The sequence below is a fragment of the Paenibacillus sp. 2TAF8 genome (assembly GCF_052114825.1).
GTDB lineage: Bacteria > Bacillota > Bacilli > Paenibacillales > Paenibacillaceae > Paenibacillus.
The window spans coordinates 37,314-56,632 of sequence record NZ_JBFRFN010000015.1; the positions used below are offsets into that span (position 1 = coordinate 37,314).

Here is a 19,319-nt window from a genome sequence, read left to right on the forward strand (position 1 = left end):
CCATGGAGCGCATGAAAGATATCAAATGTATCGTATGGGATCTGGATCACACGATCTGGGACGGGGTCTTGCTTGAATCTGGGGATGTGCAGCTTAGGACGCGCATGAAGGAGGTGATAGAACAATTAGATCGCCGCGGCATACTACACTCCATTGCCAGCAAAAATGATGCAGAACTGGCCTGGGCCAAACTTACCGAATTGGGCATTGCCGAGTATTTTTTATACCCCGAGATCCATTGGGATGCGAAGTCCATATCCGTTGGGCGTATTCAGCAAAATATCAATATCGGAATGGATGCCATCTTGTTTGTAGACGACCAACCTTTTGAACTGGAGGAAGTGAAGAGCGTACATGCCGACATCCATGTTCTTCATGCAGATCAATATGAGACGATGCTGGATGATCCGAGAGTGATGCCTCGATTTATTACAGCAGACTCTTCCCGCAGAAGGCAGATGTATCAGGCAGATACACTTCGAAAGCAGGCTGAAGAACAGTATGAAGGTCCTTCGGAGAAGTTTCTGGCTTCACTTGGTATGAAGTTTACCATCTATGAAGCGACAGAGGATGATCTTCAGCGAGCTGAAGAGCTGACGGTTCGAACGAATCAGTTGAATGCTACAGGGATCACCTACAGTTATGAGGAGTTACATCAGTTGATGACTTCGCAGGATCACTTGCTATTGGTGTGTGAACTTGAAGACAAGTACGGAACATATGGAAAGATCGGGCTTGCGCTTATTCATAAGCAGCCGGATATATGGAGACTGAACATGTTACTGATGTCGTGCCGAGTCATGTCGAGAGGGGCAGGAAGTGTACTGCTTACTTATATCATGCGTGAAGCACAGCAACAGGGCAAGCAGATGCTTGCTGATTTCAGAGATACCGGCAGAAACCGGATGATGAACATCAGCTACCGTTTTGCTGGTTTTACACAGCTGTCCGCAGATCCTGATGGAAAGATCGTCTTTTCGCATGATTTGAAGCAGGTTGTGGAGTTTCCAGACTATATTGAAGTTTGTGTGCCTGAAAGACAACATCAATAACAAGGGGGAAGGAAATTGGATTATCGTCAGGAGATACGAGAATTTATTGGAAACAACCTCACCATGGAACATGAGGACGCTCAAATTAGCGACAACGACAACTATTTTGAAATGAGATTTGTCAACTCACTCTTTGCCATGCGTTTAGTCGATTTTGTAGAGCGCAGGTTCCAGATTGAGATTGGAAACGAAGATCTGGATTTGGCCAATTTCAGTACGATTAATCGGTTGCATGATCTAATTGAGAGAAAACTTGCTGCGAAGGAGGTAGCACGATGATCACAGCAAATCAGCCATCTGTGCGTCCAATCGCGAGCCCTACAGCCAGTCCTTCCAATAAGTATATGTATCTGTTCCTGGCGATGTCTTTTGGTACTTGCTACGGTATCGCTAGCTTGTTCATGTTCTTTCCTGATTTTATTGTACCCATCACTGGTGAACTGCACCTGATGCACCCGCTAGCTATGGTTGCTTTGTACTCTCCTTCCATTGCCGGATTAATTACTTGTTATTTAATGGGAGGCAAAGACGCGCTGAAGGGTATGTTCCTGAAGCTGGTCCCGCGTAAAAAGGATCTGTTCTGGATTCCTGTGATTATCGGGATATCCGTCGTATTTGCTTCATCGATGCATTTTGGTTCTCTGCTATTCGGCATACCGGTTCCAGATCTGACATATAGTGTACCGGAAATGATCTGGCTCGGCATTTTAAACTTGTTCAAGGAGACCGGGCTCATCGGCGGGTTGTTTGGATGGATTGGATTTTTACTTCCGTTCCTGCAAGGCAAGCTAAAAAACAATGTAACAAGTGCTCTGATTACAGGACTCCTGTTTGGATTATGGGTGCTTCCGGGTTATCTGATTTCATCTTTCGGTACTTCAACCACATACATATACTACGTGGTGCAGCTTATGGCGTTTATCGTGTTTCAGAGCTACATCTTCAATGCTACGAAAGGCACACTGTTGTTTTACCTTTTGGCCTTCTGGCTTGTCGCTACAGGAAGTCAAATCGATCTGTATTACTTCAATCCGCAAGTACAGATCATGCAATTTTTCTTTTTCGTAACATCGGCAATTATTATTCATATCGTGTTTAAACGCAAGAAAGTCGATACAACACTCCAGACGTTCCCTGCGTATGTTCTGGATGCGAAATAAAGCAATCAACGGTGGTGAAGATGGATGGCACAGACATATCTTGAACGACTGCAGAAGGGCAGGGGGAACAGGCAGGTGATCTGTTTTCCTTATCTGGGTGGACACTCTCGAAGTTTTCATCCTTTAGTATCTCACCTTCCGGATACGGAAATATGGGCATTCACACCTCCCGGTCACGGGATGAATTCGGAAGAGCCTCTGGAACATATGCAACAACTTGTAGAGCTCTATACGAACGAACTGTTGCCTATAATTCAACCTGGTGCAATGTTGTTTGGACACAGCTTGGGCGGAATTACAGCTTATTATGTTGCTCAGCGGTTACAACAGAAACTTCCAGATGTAGCCAAGACATTGCGGCTTGTGTTATCCGCCTGCAATACGCCCGCTGAATGTGGATTGAAACGTTATGACCAGATGTCTGATGAGCGTCTGATCGATCACCTTTTTTCCTATGACGGTCTACCTAAAGAGCTCATCCACGAAAAAGAACTTTTGCAATATTTCATGCCTGTAATTCGGGCGGATTTTCGAATGCTGGAATCTGCAGCAACCCTTGAATGTCAGCCTCTTTCACTGCCAGTGCTATACCTGTGGGGAGAACGGGACAATGCCGTTCCCCTTCAGTCGGCGCTCAAGTGGGAACGTTATTTTGATGTACCGATGAAGCTTCAGACCATTAGAGAGGGTACACACATGTTTATCATGCACCAACCTTCAACGGTGGCGTATTACCTGACAAGCTTTATGACTCCAGAATTAGAAAGACTGAACATAGTAGAGTAGATGAGAGGAGCCATGTTAGTTTATGCTGCTGAGAATGCTGAGAAACGACTTAATGAGGAAAAAAGGAATTACGGCTGCGCTGTTTATCTTTGTAATGCTTGCTGCATTGCTGGTATCTTCAGGTTCTCGAATGATCATGGAACTGACGAGTTCCATTCAGTACCTGTTCTCTGAGTCGAAAACACCTCATTTTGTGCAAATGCACGCTGGAGATCTGGATCAGGCCAAAGTGAATACATGGGCCGAAGGAAATGAAATGGTTGAGCAATATCAGATTGTCGAGATGGTAAACATCAATGGAGCTAACCTTTACCTCGGTGCAGAGTCCGAGAAAAACACTGTCATGGATATTGATCTCGTAACACAAAATCAGCAGTTCGACTATTTGCTGAATCTGAACAGTGAGATTATCCAGGTTCGTGATGGTGAGATTGCTGTACCCGTGTATTATTTACAGCAAAATAAATTAAATATCGGTGATCAGGTTCGGATCAATAATGGGGCTTTTGAACGTTCATACACCATTGTTGATTTTGTGCGTGATGCACAGATGAATCCATCTGTTGTGCACTCGAAGCGGTTTATTGTAAGCCCGAATGATCTGGAGCAATTGAAGCAGGGAGTCGGAGAGATGGAATATCTTATAGAGTTCCGACTGCATGACCCTGCCAAAACAGGTGAGTTCACTCAAGCCTATCAAAATGCAGGGCTTCCTAATGCTGGCCCGGTGGTGACCTATGGTTTGTTTCAGCTCCTCAATGGGATGACAGACGGAATTATAGCAGCCGTTATTATTTTGGTCAGCCTGGTGCTGATTTTGATTGCAATGCTGTGTATTCGTTTTACTATGCTTGCAACAATTGAGGAAGATTACCGTGAGATTAGCGTGATGAAAGCCATTGGTATCGCAGAAAAAGATATCAAGCGGCTCTATTTGGTCAAATATGTGTTTATGGCAGGTTTGGCTTCCATCTTGGGATACGTCGCTTCCCTCGGAGTGAACCAGCTCTTTGTATCTAATATTATGCTGTACATGGGGAAAGCACCGGCTACATTACTGCATTTCGCCGTGCCTCTGCTCGCAGCAGGTTTGATTTTCACCATGGTTGTTCTGTTCTGCCGTGCAGTGCTTCGTCGTTTTCGTTCGATCTCTGCTGTGGAGGCCCTTCGAACAGGAAGTTTGGGGGATACACAGATCGTTCGCAACCGTTTAAACCTGTCACGTAATCGCTGGTCTTCTGTGCCTGTTTTCCTTGGGTTAAAGGACGTGATGCAGCGTGTCAAAATGTTCCGTTTGTTATTGTTCGTATTCATCGTCAGCTCATTTATTATGATCGTACCGCTTAACTTTTTGAACACATTGCAGGCTCCAAGCTTCATATCTTATATGGGGGTAGGGCAAAGTGATATTCGAATCGATCTTAGGCATACCACTGATGTAGAGCAACGTTACGCTCGTCTGGTGAATCAAATTAAAAACGATGCAGACGTTCAAAAATATTCCCCTCTGGTAACAAGCCAGTTCAAGATTCGTAATGCAGAGGGCAGCTACGATAATCTTAGCGTGGAGAGCGGAGATTTCAGTATATTTCCTTTGTCTTATCTAAGTGGAAATGCCCCGGCGACAGATCGTGAGATTGCTCTTTCGGATGCAAACAGCAATGAACTCAAACTTAAAACGGGGGATCAACTGACCCTGCAAGTGGGCGGTCAAGACCAAGTAATGACGGTCAGCGGCATCTATCAGGATGTGACGAATGGCGGAAAAACAGCAAAGGCGCTTCTGCCTTACAACAAAGATAGTGTGCTCTGGTATGTAGTCAGTTTGGATCTGAAAGACCGCGATGTGATGGCTGCCAAAATTGCGACATATGAGAAAGACTTCTCGCCAGCACGTGTAACTGATCTTCAAGGATACTTGAATCAAACGCTTGGGGGTACAATTCAGCAATTAAAGCTGGTAACAACACTTGCACTGGCCATTGGAGTATTCATTTCTATTTTGATTACCTCACTGTTCCTGCAGATGATGGTTGCCAAAGATAACAACGATATTGCTGTATTGCGAAGCATCGGCTTTGCTTTATCCAAGATCAAGTTGAAATATGTCGTGATGTCATTGGTCATCCTGATTGTAGGTGTAACCGCAGGCACAATCTTATCCAATACACTGGGTCCAATGCTGGTAAGTGGCATTATGTCCTCCTTTGGCGCCTCAAAGATTGTATTTGTGATTGATCCGGTGCAGGCGTATGTACTCTGTCCATTGCTGCTGGCAGGCACGATCATTATTACAGCCTGGATCAGTATTCAGTCGATTCGAGAAACTAGCATTTCGAAAATGATAGTTGAATAGGGAGGCATTACGAAGATGACAACAATACTAGAAGCTAAAGACGTGAATAAATCCGTAGCTATTGGCGAGAATGAAGAACATCGCATCCTGAAAGATATTAATCTACAACTCAGAAAAGGAGAATTTGTCTCCATTATGGGCCCATCCGGTTCGGGTAAATCGACCTTGCTCTATAACATCAGTGGAATGGATCAGATCAGCACAGGCAGTGTGTTTTTTAACGGTAAACAAATATCGGCTTTCCCGGAGAAAGATCTGGCGAGTCTGCGTTTGACCAAAATGGGTTTTATTTTTCAGAACATTCATCTGCTCAAAAATTTAAACTTGCTCGACAACATCATCCTTTCTGCTTATCTGGCAAAAAACAGCAACCGGGACACGATTAACAACCGTGCAATGTCATTAATGAAAAAAATGGGAATCGACGAACTGGCTGAGCATAACATAACCCAAGCCTCAGGGGGACAACTGCAACGGATCGCGATATGCCGGGCTTTGATCAACAATCCGGATATTTTGTTCGGAGATGAACCTACCGGGGCACTGAATTCAAAATCAACACATGAAATCATGGACATTCTTGGTGATATTAATGCCACAGGCACAACGATTTTGCTCGTGACTCACGATGTCAAAGTTGCAGCCCGCTCCGAACGAGTGCTGTTTATGATGGACGGCAATCTGGTTGCAGACAAAAACATCGGAAAGTATGACCGAGACAAACAGGATTTGAAGGCAAGAGAAAGCCGGTTAGGACAATGGTTGACGGAAATGGGGTTCTAAACTTAGAGCTTCTTGACTAAAATAGACCGACAGTCGGTCGAGAGGTAATGGAGGACAGAATATGAGATTGATGAAAAATCCGGAGGAACGCAGAAATGAAATTTTGGATGCGGCCGAAATTCTGTTCGTGACCAAAGGATACACCAAAGCAACGATTATGGATATCCTCCAGGCGTGTGATATTGCCAAAGGCACGTTCTATTACTACTTTCAGTCGAAAGAGGAGGTCATGCATGCCATCGTTATGCGTTTTATTATGAGTGGTGAAGCGGCGGCGAGGCGTGTTGTAGCAGATCCCAAGCTCAGTGCACATGATAAAATTTTTCGCATTATCATGACACAGAATCAGCCCGATGATCGAAAACTTGGGGTCATTGAGCAGCTGCATAGTGTGCAAAATGTGGAGATGCATCAAAAAAGTCTAGTCGAAACCGTACTTCGTCTAAGCCCCATCTTGGCAGAAGTGGTGGAACAGGGCATTCAGGAGGGGGTATTTCATACCCCTGCTCCTCAGGAGAGCATTGAGTTTTTGCTAGTTTCCTCGCAGTTTTTGCTGGATCAGGGCATTTTTCATTGGGAGGAAAAGGAATTTCAGGAGAAGGTAAGGGCATTCAGTCAGATCATGGAACGGGTCCTGGGTGCCGAAAATGAAAGCTTTGCTTATGTAACGGAATTATATTTTCCACATCAAGCTTAACAAGTAAAGGAGTCGTAACCATGGAACAAACTGCTCATAAATCGTTTGGTAAATTTCTTATCGTCTGGTTTGGTCAATTAATCTCGATGATTGGTATTGGACTGACTGCGTTCTCTTTAGGAGTGTATGCCTTCGAAAAAACAAATACGGCAACCAGCGTTGCGCTGATTACCTTATTCACATTTTTGCCGAATATTCTGCTTCGTCCTATTGGCGGGGTGTTGGCAGATCGATTTGATCGCCGTACGATGATGATAATTGGTGACCTTGGTTCTGCAGCCGGACTGGTTTTTATACTTTCTATTATGCTTACTGGGGATATCCAGCTATGGCATATCTATGTGGGTGTGGCATTCAGTTCTGTATTCTCGGCCTTGCAAAGTCCGGCATATAAAGCATCAGCAACAGACCTGCTGGATAAAGATCAGTTCGCCAAAGGCAGTGGGCTTGTACAACTCGCTGAATCCTCCAAATTTTTATTTTCACCTATTATCGCAGGGATTTTGCTGAGTGTCACAACAATTGAAGTCATAATGATTATTAATATCGCCACGTTCCTGATTGCCATTCTGGCCGTATTGGTTATTCGCAAGAGCATGAAGGTGGAGCGCGAAGACAAAGAAGATCACAACTGGCTGACTGATATTAAGGAAGGCTGGAGAGAGGTCGTAACGAATAAAGGAGTACTGCTGCTCGTCATTATTATCTCCTTGGTTACCTTCTATCTCGGTTTTCTGGAGACGCTTATTGGGCCGATGCTGCTCTCGTTTACCGATGCCAAAACCCTGGGAACGTTTCAGTCGGTTAGTGCGATTGGTATGCTGATCAGCAGCTTGTGCATCGGTATTTTCACGATGACCAAGAAATATGCCAGTGTGCTTGTTGCAGGTTTGGTCATGTGTGGTCTGGCATTCTCCTTACTGGGTGTTTCGACGAATATTTACTTTATTATCTTTGCAGGTTTTCTGTTCCTCTCATCCCTGCCGTTTGTTAATATGAGTGCAGATGTATTGGTACGGAACAATATTGCCAATGAAAAGCAGGGCAGAGTATGGGGGATTATTGGAATCCTGTCCCAGCTTGGTTTTATTATTGCATACAGTTTAGCTGGATTTCTGGCCGACCATGTGTTTAACCCTCTGTTGATGGAAGGGGGCGCGCTGGCATCATCCGTGGGGCAGATCATTGGTACCGGGCCGGGCAGAGGCATCGCATTGTTGTTTATCATAGCGGGGCTGTTCGTTATTCTGATTGCGATTATCACGTCACGTTTGAAAATGATCAAATCCCTAGAGCAGAGCAGTGATATCGCCTCACCTCCCGATGTGGGCGGGCTTGCGCATGATTAAATATTTAAATGAATAATTAATGAGGTATTGCTAGACTGTGAGAGGACCTTAGCGAGTGCAGCCTATCCACAACAAAAAAAGCTCTGTCCATGGGATCAAATTCATCCGGTGGGCAGAGTTTTTACTGCGATAATGCTTCTTCGGTTATTTTGCGGATATCAAACGGGGAACGGTTACCTTCTTCAATGATGTCAGGCAGAATGTGATTGAGAAAATAACGAACACAGTGGAGGTCAATGTTTTTAATTTTGATTAACGCGTAGCGGTACATGACGATGAATTCTTTTTCCGTATTGCCGCGTTGTAGCTCTGCAAATGCTTCATACACTTGATCCATTTTATCAGCTACCTCAAGGATAAGCCCTTCAACGGAGTTGTCTTTACCTTCGCGCAATTGTCTGCGGAAAATGTCTTGAAACTCAGGTGGGATATTCTCATTAATAAAATGGGATACCATGCCTTCTTCCACCTGTTGCAGCATGGAACGAAGCTCCAGCGAGTAGTGTTTGACCGGTGTTTTGATATCACCAATGAAAATTTCGCCATAATCATGGCTGCTGGTAATCTCGTATAACTTTTTCCAGTCAATGCTCACACCTTGCTGTTCCTCGATGTCGGCCAGTGTTTTGGCGTATTGTACGACTTTCCAGGAGTGGGCGGATACACAATGTTCTTCGAACTTGAATTTACCAGGGGTACGAATGATACGTTCAAGATCGTTCAGCGATCGGAAGTACGTATGGATTCCCATAGATGTGATCATCCTTTACTAATTTGAGTAGTCAATACACCGACTATAATGTGGTTATGTTAACCGAAGATTAACGATGTATACACTCTTTGTAAATTTGTAAAGGGAAGATCAAAAAACCATGTGGGATGCTGAATCAGATTCGGCATCCCACATAGTTTTGAGTAAAGATAAAGTTAAAAGTAATGATATATTGCATTCATGGAACTATTGATAATAGTAGTTCTGGAACACAGTCTGCGAGTAGTATATTACGCTTTTTTGCGTACCGGTGAAGTGTACCAGTAGGCCATACCAACAAACAGGGCGCCGCCGATGATGTTACCAAGTGTGACCGGAATCATATTGTGGAACCAGCCAGCGAGAGAAATCGTATCCGGGTGGTTAGGCAACAGCCACGCCAGGGACAGGAGTGTCATATTGGCTACACTGTGCTCATATCCGCTTGCGATAAAGGCGTACAGACACCACCAGATGAGAACCAGCTTGGCAATATCTTCTTTGGAGCGGGCAGACATCCAGATGGCCAGACATACGAGCCAGTTACAGAGAATGCCGCGGAAGAAGAGTTCAGTCACTGGAGCAGCCATCTTTTTGGCAGACACGACGAACAGCAGATGTTCCGGGGTGGCTGTTTTGAAGAGGCCGCTTCCGACAATCAGCAGGCTGAGCAGGATGGCACCGATCAGGTTGCCTAGAAAGACAAGTCCCCAGTTTTTCAGCGTTTCATTTACTGTGGTTCGCCCTGCAAGTGTGCTCATCGTAAAAAACATGTTGTTGCCTGTGAACAGTTCCGACCCGGCAAAGATAACCAGCGTCAAGGCGAGTCCGAAGGACATGCCCATCAGCATCGTTTGCAGCGGTGAATGTGCAGCGAGCAACGGAGCTCCGATACTGAAGATCAGGATGATGCCCAGACCCACATATGCACCTGCCATTAGGGCAGCAACCATGTAACGTGGCAAACTTGCATTCATCTGGTCTCTTTTTTTAACGGCTGCTTCAATAATTCCTTCAACACTTGGTGTATACATCTTGGTTTCCCCCATTAATCAACATCAATCTCAATCCCCAATGTTACAGTAGAGCAGAGGTTATACAGCAATCCAGACCTGGTCGTTCTCCACCTTGACCGGATACATCTGCACTTGACCGTTGTCTGGTGCTTGCACCTGACCTGTTGTCAAATCAATTTTCCAATCATACAGTGGATCATAGAGATAGTGTCCAGAGACTATGCCTTCCGCTAGCGGCCCACCCTTAGGGTGGGGATTATGGTTGTCAGCAGCAAAGATGGTGCCATCCGAAGTACGGAATACCGCAAGCTGAAGATCTTCGATCTCGACAACTCTGCCAATGCGTGGCAGGAATTCATCTATAGCTCCAGCCGGGAAATACGTGCCTGTTTGTTTGGTTGTCATCGTAAACCACTCCTTTTACATCAATTTGTTTCTCTACTTGAATCCAACAACATATGATTTTGTTTATGGGCGAGCCGTAACTTCGATGCTATGGAACATTTTGCTTTGACCTTCTTCATCACGAATCGCTTTTTGCCATGGTTCTTCCACCTGTGCAAGGGCAAACTCGATCCGTTCCATCAACGCTTTACGTTCCTCAACGTTATCCACAACAACCGAGCGGATGTGCTCCAGACCCATGCGTTCTACCCATTCCGAAGTACGCTCCAGATAGTTACCTGTCTCGCGGTAATACTGCATGATGGCTCCGCACAATTCAATCAATTCATCATCGGTTTTCACTTTGCACAGCGAGTCAGCGAGTCTTGCTTTGATCCCGCCGTTACCACCAATGAAGATTTCCCAGCCGCCATCATTACCGACAATTCCGATATCCTTCGTGCATGCTTCAGCACAGTTCCGAGGACAACCGTTTACGGCATATTTAAATTTGGCTGGCAGATCCAGTCGTTCGAATTTACGTTCAATTCTTTCACCCATCGCCATCGAATCTTGTGTACCGAAGCGGCAGAATTGGGAGCCGACACACGTTTTAACGGTACGAAGCGATTTTGCGTAAGCGTAGCCTGAAGGCATATCGAGTTCTGCCCATACTTTAGTCAAATCTTCTTTTTTGACACCGATCAGATCGAGACGCTGACCACCTGTTACTTTAACGGCTTTGATATCGTATTTGACCGAAACGTCGGCGATCTTTTTCAGATCCGCTGGTGTTGTAACACCACCATACATCCGAGGTACAACGGTGTATGTTCCATCTTTCTGAATATTGGCGTTCATACGTTCGTTGACAAAACGGGATTCTTTCTCATCCTCGTGTGTGTCTGGATAGATCATGCCCAGATAGTAGTTGATGGCCGGACGACATTTCGAGCAACCCTCAGGCTGGCTCCAGCCAAGTACGTTCATCACTTCTTTGCTCGTTTGCAAGCCTTTTTCCCGGATTTCAGCAACAATCTCATCCCGTCCGAGGGATGTGCAGCTGCAGATTCCCTGTTTGCTACCGGCAGTGAAGCCATCTCCAAGCACATATTGCAAAATCTGTTCCACCACCGGTTTACATCCTCCGCAAGAGCGGGTTGCACCGGTGCAGGCTTTAATTTCATCAATTGTGGTAAGACCCTGATTGGTAATGACATCCACGATTGCACCTTTGGTTACGCCGTTACATCCACAAACAATCTCGTCTTCCGGCATTGTCTCAACAGAAGTTGTTTTTTTGTGACCGCCGCAACCTGTACCCATAAGAGAACTGTACAATTCATCTGTCATTTCCGTTTGGTTTTTGATCAGTTTCTGCAGTTCGGCAGAATCGGTAATGTCTCCGAAGAGTACGGCACCTACCATTTTGTTGTCACGAAGCAGAATTTTTTTGTACGTTCGTTTCCAGTCGTCTTTTTGCGAAATCACGGTATGTTCCGGGCTGTCAATGAATTCACCAGTAGAGAAGACATCAACACCCGAAATTTTCAATTTAGTTGATACAACCGAGCCTTCATACGGAGCTGTTTCGACTCCGCAAATATGTTTCGCAAGAATCATTCCTTGCTCAAACAGTGGCGCTACAAGTCCGTAACATACACCGCGATGTTCGTTACATTCCCCAACAGAGTAAACATCTTTCAATGAAGTCTGCATGTAGTCATCCACGATGATGCCTCGGTTGACTTCGATACCGCTTTCGCGGGCCACAGCTGTATTGGGTTTAATACCAACTGCCATGACTACAAAATCAACATTCAGCACAGAATCGTCGGCAAAACGAATCCCTTCAACCCGGTCTCCACCCAGGAGTTCGGAGGTTTGTGCTCCCATTTTGAATTTAATTCCCTGACGTTCCAGTTCCGCTTTCAACATGGCGGAAGCCTGTGGATCGAGCTGGCGCTCCATCAGATCATCCATTAAATGCACAACGGTTACATCCATGCCGAGTTGCACAAGTCCTTTGGCTGCTTCCAGACCTAACAGGCCGCCCCCGATGACAGCTGCTTTTTTATATTCTTTTGCAGCTTCCAGCATGATATTGCAATCAGCGATATCACGGAACCCAACGACACCCTGCTTGTCATGTCCGGGTACAGGGAGGATGAAAGAACTTGAACCCGTTGCGATGATAATTTTGTCATACGGAGTGCGGTTTCCATCTTCGGTTACCACTTCACGATTCTTGGCATCAATGCGAGCAACCGTTGTGCCTGTGTGAAGCGTAATGCCATAGTCCTTGTACCAGTGAAGATCGTTAAGAACGATGTCATCCAGCGTTTTGCTACCTTCCAGGACATAGGACAACATAATACGATTGTAGTTAGGATAAGGTTCTGTACCAAAAACCGTAATATCAAAGCGTGAAGTTAATTTTAAAATTTGCTCCACGGTGCTTATTCCGGCCATACCATTACCAATGACAACTAGTCTTTCTTTATTTCCGTTCATGTGAATGCCTCCTTGGGTAAACCTGTGCATTTACCAACATTTTTAATGGCTTATATTTGAATTATACAACGACTAACCTGAACTAAATGTGATTAATTTCACTAATTACGATAGATCATTCATATTAAAATAAGTGTGATGAGCATCACGAATGAAAAATATTTATTGAAAATAAGAAATGCGAACTATTGTTCTTGTTTTTCTTTCGAGGTATGATCAGATTGGGGTCGGTTACGTTCCCTATTTTCTCGAAAGGACGTTTTTGCATCATGATGGGAAGATCCCACCTGATTATCGGTACAGGCGTTTCACTTTCAGTATTACAGCTGATGGGATTGCAGGTTACAGCTCCGGCATTAACGGTAGCCCTGATTGGCTCATTGCTGCCTGATATTGATGAGCCTAATTCATTGCTGGTATCAAAGGCATTGCCGAGTAGTCTGATTCGACTATTGCAGACAATTCTTTTACCTGCTGCCGTATTTGTGTATTTTTACGTACCGGCGAAACCGTGGAATTTGCTACTCGCCATACTGATTGGGCTTGTGTCGTTCCTGCCGTCGCGCTCGTTGCGTAAAGTGCTGATGTTTGCCATTGGACTAGGCTTGGTCTTTTATGGTCATGCTTTTGCTCCGTGGAATCTGATTGCAGGTAGTCTGCTTATGCTATGTACGACACTGACGCATAGGGGACTGACGCATACTTTGTATGGAACGGCCATCTGGACAGGCTTGTTGTATAGTACAACACAGCAGCAGGGCCCAGAGATTTGGGTAGCTGGAGGCTCCGCATATGCTCTACATTTGATTGCTGATTCGTTGACCAATCGGGGGATACGGCCTTTGCCGCCTTTAAAGCTGCGCATCCGGGCAAACCTGATGAGTACAGGAACCAAGCATGGGGCAGTTGTGGAAAATGTCTGCGTTATACTAACAATGATTTTGGCCTGGGTCGCTTTCTCACCTTTATTTCTGTAGTACAACCACAAACGCCAGCCCATTATTTATGGACTGGCGTTTTCAATTAAAGAGTTTATCTTGATGAATATACTAAGATGGCACTGTCTTAAAATTGCGGTTTAGGTACCATGTTAAGCAACGGCAAGTTCAAGCTTTCGTAGGTGTACTGCTGAGCGTATCGATATCTGTAGTGCCAAACGCAAATAAAACGACAAGAATAAGTACAATCAACAGCTCGGCAAATCCAACTCCATCAAACTCAGACATCACAGCCACCTCTTTTCATGCTTGGCATTTAGGAATTTATACGTTGCTGAAAAGCCTGAATGACATCGTTTAGAGTCATATCTCGGCCCGTTTCATCCAAAAATTGTACTAATTTATCTGAATTAGAGGGTTCAATCTTTTGGAGTGTTTTATACTGGCCCACTAATTCTACAACTAATGTGGCTTCTCTAAACAGCGTAACCGCATCCACTCTTAATTTCCCGCTAACCAATAACGCAGCAACAATCAATTCAAGTTTTTTTCCTTTTAAATTGCCACTTAGTAGGGTATTTGCGGCATTAGTTTTTCTGGAACCTTTATTTGATTTTCCGTTCCTTCCCATTGCCATACAAAGGTCCCCCGCTGTTTGATGTGTTATTCTTCATCTTTAGTTAACTAACCTTTCATTATCATATCTTATGTATCTCGTGCTCAACATGTTCAAACGATCCATTTATTTATGTGACCAATAGAAAAAGAGATACCCCGAAAAAGATTCGATGAGGTATCTCTATAGTTTGAAGATTTAAACCGTTGATTTATGCCTAAATCAAGCGTTATTAATAATGGTTTCCATCGTTGTACGATCGAGACCTTTCACCAGTTTTACGATCAGCTCTTTGGCCGCATCATAGTCATCCGTATGAATAATGGAAGAAGAGGTGTGAATATATCGGCCACAGATGCCAATTACGGTGGAAGGTACACCAATACCGCTCAAGTGAACCTGACCGGCATCAGTACCGCCTGGCGAGATGAAATACTGCATTTTAATCTGATTGGAGGAGGCCGTGTCCTGGACATATTCAACGATGCCACGATGAGTGAACATGCCAGGGTCAAGTATGCGGAGTAGTGCACCCTGACCAATATGACCAAAGGACTGTTTGTCACCCGTCATGTCGTTGGCAGCGCTACAATCTAGTGCAAAGAAAATGTCCGGTTGAATGAGATTAGCAGCTGTACGTGCACCGCGAAGACCCAATTCCTCTTGAACCGTTGCACCTGAATAGAGTATATTAGGCAACTTTTCTTTGTGGAGTTCTTCCATCAGTTCAAGGGCTAGTCCAACACCATAACGGTTATCCCAAGCTTTTGCCATGATTTTCTTTGGATTGGCCATCGGTGTGAATTCACAGATCGGTACGATTTGCATCCCCGGATGGATGCCCCACGATTCTGCCTCTGCACGATCATCTGCACCAATATCTAGATACATTGAATTCAGGTCTACCGGTTTGTTGCGTTGGGATTCATCCAGCAGGTGAGTCGGTGTAGAGCCAACAACGCCTATAATCCGGCGCTCAGGTGTAATGATCTGAAGACGCTGTGATAGTACAGCCTGACTCCACCATCCACCCAGTGGACGAAATTTAACCATCCCTGTTTCTGTAATACCTGAGGTCATAAAACCTACTTCATCAAAATGTCCGGCAACCATAACTTTAGGCCCAGATTCTTCTCCGCGCAGTACACCAAAAAGACTCCCCAGACGATCCTGTACAAATTCATCGGTATAAGCGGACATTTGCTCTTTCATCCAGCCGCGCAGCTCGCGTTCAAAACCGGAGGCGGAAGGGAATTCCGTTAACGTGCGGAACATGTCCAACGTTTTTTCGTTCATGTGTCAACAACTCCTCTGTTGATATGTAGATCAGCTCACAGTAGAACGGCTACTAGGCTGATGTCCTTTTTTCGTGCAAAGGACTTATTAACCACTGGTCACATTATAGTATGAACCTTGTACAAGTGATTGTCCATGTTTATGTTACGTTTTTAAGGCATGATTTTTGTGATTTTATTCAGGATTTTCCGTCTCTTCATCCGCTTTTGACTCAGTCATGTAACGGTCTCCTCGAATATGATTATAAAAGGGAGCCGTATCCTTATGTAATCAGGCTGTCCAGTTAACGACGTTCAAGCTAAGGAAGGAGCCAAGATACAAGATGATGCCTCCTGAAGAAGGTAATGAGAAGGTGTTGTTCATTGTACTTTTTATTTTGCTCGTCATCATTCTTCTTTATTTATAGACTAACAGGTTGTGAACCAAATCAAGCGGCGCGATCTATATAACTTCCCCATCTCTTTCTCTTTGGAAACATATGCTGTCTCTCGCCGGATACATAACCTTCCCGATAATAACAAACAATGTATAGAAGTGCTTCACAATTACTATTCAGTTGTAAATGCAAATTATTCACATAAAGGAGGTCCTGAGCTTGGCAGAACAATCTGCAACCGGAAAAAAGAAAACTTCGTCGCTATCGATGGATGAAAAGGAATATAAAAAGGTCGCCAAAAAATACGAGCCTCCACGTCCAATATTGAAAAATTGTATCAAGGCATTCTTTGTAGGGGGAACCGTCTGTTTAATTGGACAAGCCATCCAGGAAGCTTTCATGGCTGGGTTGGACATGACATCCAAAGAGGCTGCCAGTCCTACTGTCGCGGTTATGATCCTGATCTCCGTTATTTTGACTTGCCTTGGCGTATACGACAAAATTGCGCAGTGGGCCGGAGCGGGTACGGGGGTCCCTGTGACGGGATTTGCCAATTCCATGTGCTCGGCTGCCTTGGAGCATCGTGCTGAAGGGCTGGTGCTCGGTGTTGGAGCAAACATGTTTAAGCTTGCCGGTTCCGTCATTGTATTTGGAGTCGTTGCAGCGTTTATCATAGGGATCGTGTACGCCTTTCTGGGATTCGGAGGTGGGCATCTATGAAACGGCTGGGTCGCCAGACATGGGAGTATGATCATCATCCGCGAATTATAGGCAGAGCTACCGTTGTAGGGCCCGATGAAGGCAAGGGGCCGTTATCCTCTGATTTTGACTACATCTATGACAATCTTGAGATTGGTGAGAAAACGTGGGAAAAAGCGGAGCGGAAATTGCTTGAACAAGCTTCCCAGCTAGCATTAGTGAATGCCAATCTCACCAAAGAAGAACTGCATTATTTTGTTGGCGGCGATTTGATGAACCAAATTATCAGCAGTTCATTCTCTGCCAGACAGCTCGGGGTGCCTTATCTTGGTGTATTCGGGGCCTGCTCCACCTCCATGGAAACGTTAGCGCTGGCTTCCATGATTGTGGATTCCGGTGCCGGCGACTACGTGCTAGCTGGAACGGTAAGCCATAATTGCACGGTGGAGAAGCAGTTTCGTTATCCAACGGAGTATGGCTCGCAGAAGCCACCTTATGCGCAGTATACCGTTACAGGCTCAGGTTGTGGTGTTGTTTCTCGCACGGGTGAAGGCCCGGTTATTACCAAAGCGACCATTGGACGTATCATGGATCTCGGTATCAAAGATCCCTTTAATATGGGAGCAGCTATGGCCCCCGCTGCGGCAGACACGATTATTTCTCATTTCAGAGATACCGGACTGGAGCCTGGATATTATGATTTGATTGTTACAGGAGATCTGGCATCTGTCGGTTTGCCAATTACCAAGGAGCTTTTGCATAAAGAAGGTATTCCAATGGAGCAGACGGTTTTCAACGATTGTGGATTAATGATCTATGATCGTGAGAAACAGACTCAAGTCGTTGCGGGGGGAAGCGGCTGCGGTTGTTCAGCTACCGTAACTTATGGGCATATCCTGAACCGGATGCAAAAGGGTGATCTGAAGCGAGTACTTGTGGTTGCCACAGGGGCGCTTCTGTCTCCGCTCTCATACCAACAGGGTGAAAGCATTCCATGTATTGCACATGCTGTCGCAATTGAACAGGAGGGTTAAACGATATGCAATTTCTCTGGGCTTTTATTGTTGGAGGTCTGATCTGTGTGATCGGACAGCTGTTGATGGATGGTGCGAAGCTGACACCTGCCCATACGATGAGTACGCTGGTAGTGGCTGGTGCTGTAGCGGATGCATTAGGGATTTATGATCCTCTGGTGAAGTTCGCAGGTGCAGGTGCGACGGTGCCCATCACGAGCTTTGGCAACTCATTGGTGCATGGAGCATTGACCGAGCTTGAGAAAGAGGGCTGGATCGGCGTAATTACCGGTATTTTCGATCTCACGGCAGCGGGGATATCGTCGGCGATTATCTTTTCTTTTCTCGCAGCACTGGTTGTTCGGCCCAAAGGTTAAAAATTTTAATGAATCCAATGATAAGATAAGGCTTCGGATGAACAATATCCGTGGTCTTTTTTTTGTCGTATTCATGCGTTAAATGCGGTGAATCGGACGACTGGAAACAAATTGTGAGTTGCTTCGAGTGTACTCGTGACCCTGTATCATGTACAATAAAAGGAAATCTGTATGCTTTTTTAGGAGGTTAGACCACATGCCTGTGCGCAAAGAGTCGATCCAAATCATATCTGCAGTTCGTTCGAATCTGGAATCCTGCATTATGGGGAAATCCTTTGAGATTCAACTATTACTTACAGCTTTGCTTGCAGGCGGACACGTTCTGATTGAAGACGTACCGGGAACGGGCAAAACACAGCTAATCAAAGCACTATCGAAATCCATGCGCGGGGAATACCGCCGTATTCAATGTAATCCTGATATTTTACCAAGTGATATTACGGGAGTTTCCGTTTTTCATCCTAAAGACGAGCGCTTTTATTTCCGACCAGGCCCGGTCATGACCAATATTTTGCTCGCGGACGAGATTAACCGTGCGACAACCAAAACACAATCAGCTTTGCTGGAGGTCATGGAAGAGCGCAGTGTAACCGTAGATGGTGACACTTACGATTTGCCACACCCTTTCATGTTATGCGCAACGCAAAATCCAATTGACTTTGAAGGAACCTATACGCTGCCTGAAGCCCAGCTCGATCGTTTTATGTTAAAGATCAGTTTGGGTTATCCTGACAAAGATATCGAAAAAACATTACTGAAGCAGCATCAATCGGGTCAGCCGGTTGATCGGCTTGAATCTGTCACTCATATGGATCAAATCTCGGCTATTCAGCAAGAGATCAGAGAGGTGTTCATCGGAGATCCTGTAATGGACTATCTACTCGATGTTGTTCGCCACACCCGTACGCACCCGTCTGTATTACTGGGTGCTAGTCCAAGGGCGGCTATTTCTTTCATGATGGCTGTGAAAGCTTATGCCTTCCTGCAGGAGCGAGATTATGTGTTGCCGGATGATGTGAAAACGATGGCTCCATATGTGATTTCTCATCGTATCGTTCTTCGTCCTGAATCCAGACTGGATAGCATGAGCTCAGAGGCCGTTCTGAATTCCGTATTACAACAGGTTCGTGTGCCTGTATCGATGGGACAATAGTTG

At 45.2% G+C, this 19,319-nt stretch carries 19 protein-coding genes; 13 read left to right on the forward strand and 6 right to left on the reverse strand.

Translation table 11 applies throughout. The annotated features are described in order from the left end of the window. Window positions 1-2 precede the first annotated feature (2 nt). From AB4Z30_RS20615 to AB4Z30_RS20650, 8 genes are all read left to right on the forward strand, one after another. Complete coding sequence (locus AB4Z30_RS20615; RefSeq protein ID WP_441929347.1) at window positions 3-1,052, forward strand: HAD-IIIC family phosphatase; 1,050 nt, start codon at window positions 3-5, stop codon at window positions 1,050-1,052. Between the two features lie 15 nt (window positions 1,053-1,067). Continuing rightward, on the forward strand, window positions 1,068-1,331 hold the full coding sequence (locus tag AB4Z30_RS20620; RefSeq protein WP_441929348.1) for an acyl carrier protein: 264 nt from the start codon (window positions 1,068-1,070) through the stop codon (window positions 1,329-1,331). After that, window positions 1,328-2,212 carry a hypothetical protein gene (locus AB4Z30_RS20625; RefSeq protein ID WP_441929349.1) on the forward strand — a complete coding sequence of 295 codons (885 nt, stop codon included), beginning with the start codon at window positions 1,328-1,330 and terminating at the stop codon, window positions 2,210-2,212. Before AB4Z30_RS20620 ends, AB4Z30_RS20625 begins: the two co-directional genes overlap by 4 nt. A gap of 24 nt (window positions 2,213-2,236) precedes the next feature. Further along, window positions 2,237-2,998: a thioesterase II family protein gene (locus AB4Z30_RS20630; protein WP_441929350.1), complete on the forward strand. Its 762-nt coding sequence runs from the start codon at window positions 2,237-2,239 to the stop codon at window positions 2,996-2,998. 22 nt (window positions 2,999-3,020) lie between these two features. Then, window positions 3,021-5,354, forward strand: coding sequence for an ABC transporter permease (locus AB4Z30_RS20635; RefSeq protein WP_441929351.1), 2,334 nt, complete (start codon window positions 3,021-3,023; stop codon window positions 5,352-5,354). 15 nt (window positions 5,355-5,369) lie between these two features. Beyond that, a complete protein-coding gene (locus AB4Z30_RS20640) occupies window positions 5,370-6,137 on the forward strand; it encodes an ABC transporter ATP-binding protein (protein WP_123062631.1) in 768 nt (255 codons plus the stop codon). 61 nt (window positions 6,138-6,198) lie between these two features. Further along, entirely contained in the window at window positions 6,199-6,834 is a 636-nt protein-coding gene (locus AB4Z30_RS20645; protein ID WP_441929352.1) for a TetR/AcrR family transcriptional regulator, read from the forward strand. A 20-nt stretch (window positions 6,835-6,854) separates the two neighbouring features. Continuing rightward, a complete protein-coding gene (locus tag AB4Z30_RS20650; RefSeq protein ID WP_441929353.1) occupies window positions 6,855-8,183 on the forward strand; it encodes an MFS transporter in 1,329 nt (442 codons plus the stop codon). A 121-nt stretch (window positions 8,184-8,304) separates the two neighbouring features. On the opposite strand, the gene AB4Z30_RS20655 is transcribed toward AB4Z30_RS20650, so the two are convergent. The 4 genes from AB4Z30_RS20655 to nirB form a co-directional block, all read right to left on the reverse strand. Then, window positions 8,305-8,934: a YfbR-like 5'-deoxynucleotidase gene (locus AB4Z30_RS20655; RefSeq protein WP_090914967.1), complete on the reverse strand. Its 630-nt coding sequence runs from the start codon at window positions 8,932-8,934 to the stop codon at window positions 8,305-8,307. Between the two features lie 251 nt (window positions 8,935-9,185). Next, entirely contained in the window at window positions 9,186-9,968 is a 783-nt protein-coding gene (locus tag AB4Z30_RS20660; protein ID WP_441929354.1) for a formate/nitrite transporter family protein, read from the reverse strand. Window positions 9,969-10,028: 60 nt separating this feature from the next. Further along, on the reverse strand, window positions 10,029-10,355 hold the full coding sequence (gene nirD / locus AB4Z30_RS20665) for a nitrite reductase small subunit NirD (protein ID WP_441929355.1): 327 nt from the start codon (window positions 10,353-10,355) through the stop codon (window positions 10,029-10,031). A 63-nt stretch (window positions 10,356-10,418) separates the two neighbouring features. Then, entirely contained in the window at window positions 10,419-12,848 is a 2,430-nt protein-coding gene (gene nirB / locus AB4Z30_RS20670) for a nitrite reductase large subunit NirB (protein ID WP_441929356.1), read from the reverse strand. 269 nt (window positions 12,849-13,117) lie between these two features. Between nirB and AB4Z30_RS20675 the strand changes: the two genes are divergently transcribed. Next, window positions 13,118-13,825, forward strand: coding sequence for a metal-dependent hydrolase (locus AB4Z30_RS20675; protein ID WP_441929357.1), 708 nt, complete (start codon window positions 13,118-13,120; stop codon window positions 13,823-13,825). 277 nt (window positions 13,826-14,102) lie between these two features. Here the strand turns inward: AB4Z30_RS20675 and AB4Z30_RS20680 are convergent, their stop codons facing one another. Both AB4Z30_RS20680 and AB4Z30_RS20685 read right to left on the reverse strand, forming a co-directional pair. Beyond that, on the reverse strand, window positions 14,103-14,423 hold the full coding sequence (locus tag AB4Z30_RS20680; RefSeq protein WP_154887971.1) for a hypothetical protein: 321 nt from the start codon (window positions 14,421-14,423) through the stop codon (window positions 14,103-14,105). A gap of 201 nt (window positions 14,424-14,624) precedes the next feature. Continuing rightward, window positions 14,625-15,698 (reverse strand): M42 family metallopeptidase, encoded by a 1,074-nt coding sequence (locus AB4Z30_RS20685; protein ID WP_441929358.1) that lies wholly within the window; start codon window positions 15,696-15,698, stop codon window positions 14,625-14,627. A 643-nt stretch (window positions 15,699-16,341) separates the two neighbouring features. Here AB4Z30_RS20685 and spoVAC point away from each other — a divergent pair. The 4 genes from spoVAC (at window position 16,342) to AB4Z30_RS20705 (ending at window position 19,316) form a co-directional block, all read left to right on the forward strand. Further along, a complete protein-coding gene (spoVAC, locus tag AB4Z30_RS20690) occupies window positions 16,342-16,794 on the forward strand; it encodes a stage V sporulation protein AC (protein ID WP_441929436.1) in 453 nt (150 codons plus the stop codon). Further along, on the forward strand, window positions 16,791-17,807 hold the full coding sequence (gene spoVAD, locus AB4Z30_RS20695) for a stage V sporulation protein AD (RefSeq protein ID WP_441929359.1): 1,017 nt from the start codon (window positions 16,791-16,793) through the stop codon (window positions 17,805-17,807). The genes spoVAC and spoVAD overlap by 4 nt, the downstream gene beginning before the upstream one ends. Window positions 17,808-17,812: 5 nt before the next feature. Then, window positions 17,813-18,163 (forward strand): stage V sporulation protein AE, encoded by a 351-nt coding sequence (gene spoVAE / locus AB4Z30_RS20700; RefSeq protein WP_441929360.1) that lies wholly within the window; start codon window positions 17,813-17,815, stop codon window positions 18,161-18,163. 196 nt (window positions 18,164-18,359) lie between these two features. Then, the gene (locus AB4Z30_RS20705; RefSeq protein WP_441929361.1) at window positions 18,360-19,316 is read left to right on the forward strand and encodes an AAA family ATPase; all 957 of its coding nucleotides are present in this window, start codon (window positions 18,360-18,362) and stop codon (window positions 19,314-19,316) included. The last annotated feature ends 3 nt before the right edge of the window (window positions 19,317-19,319 follow it).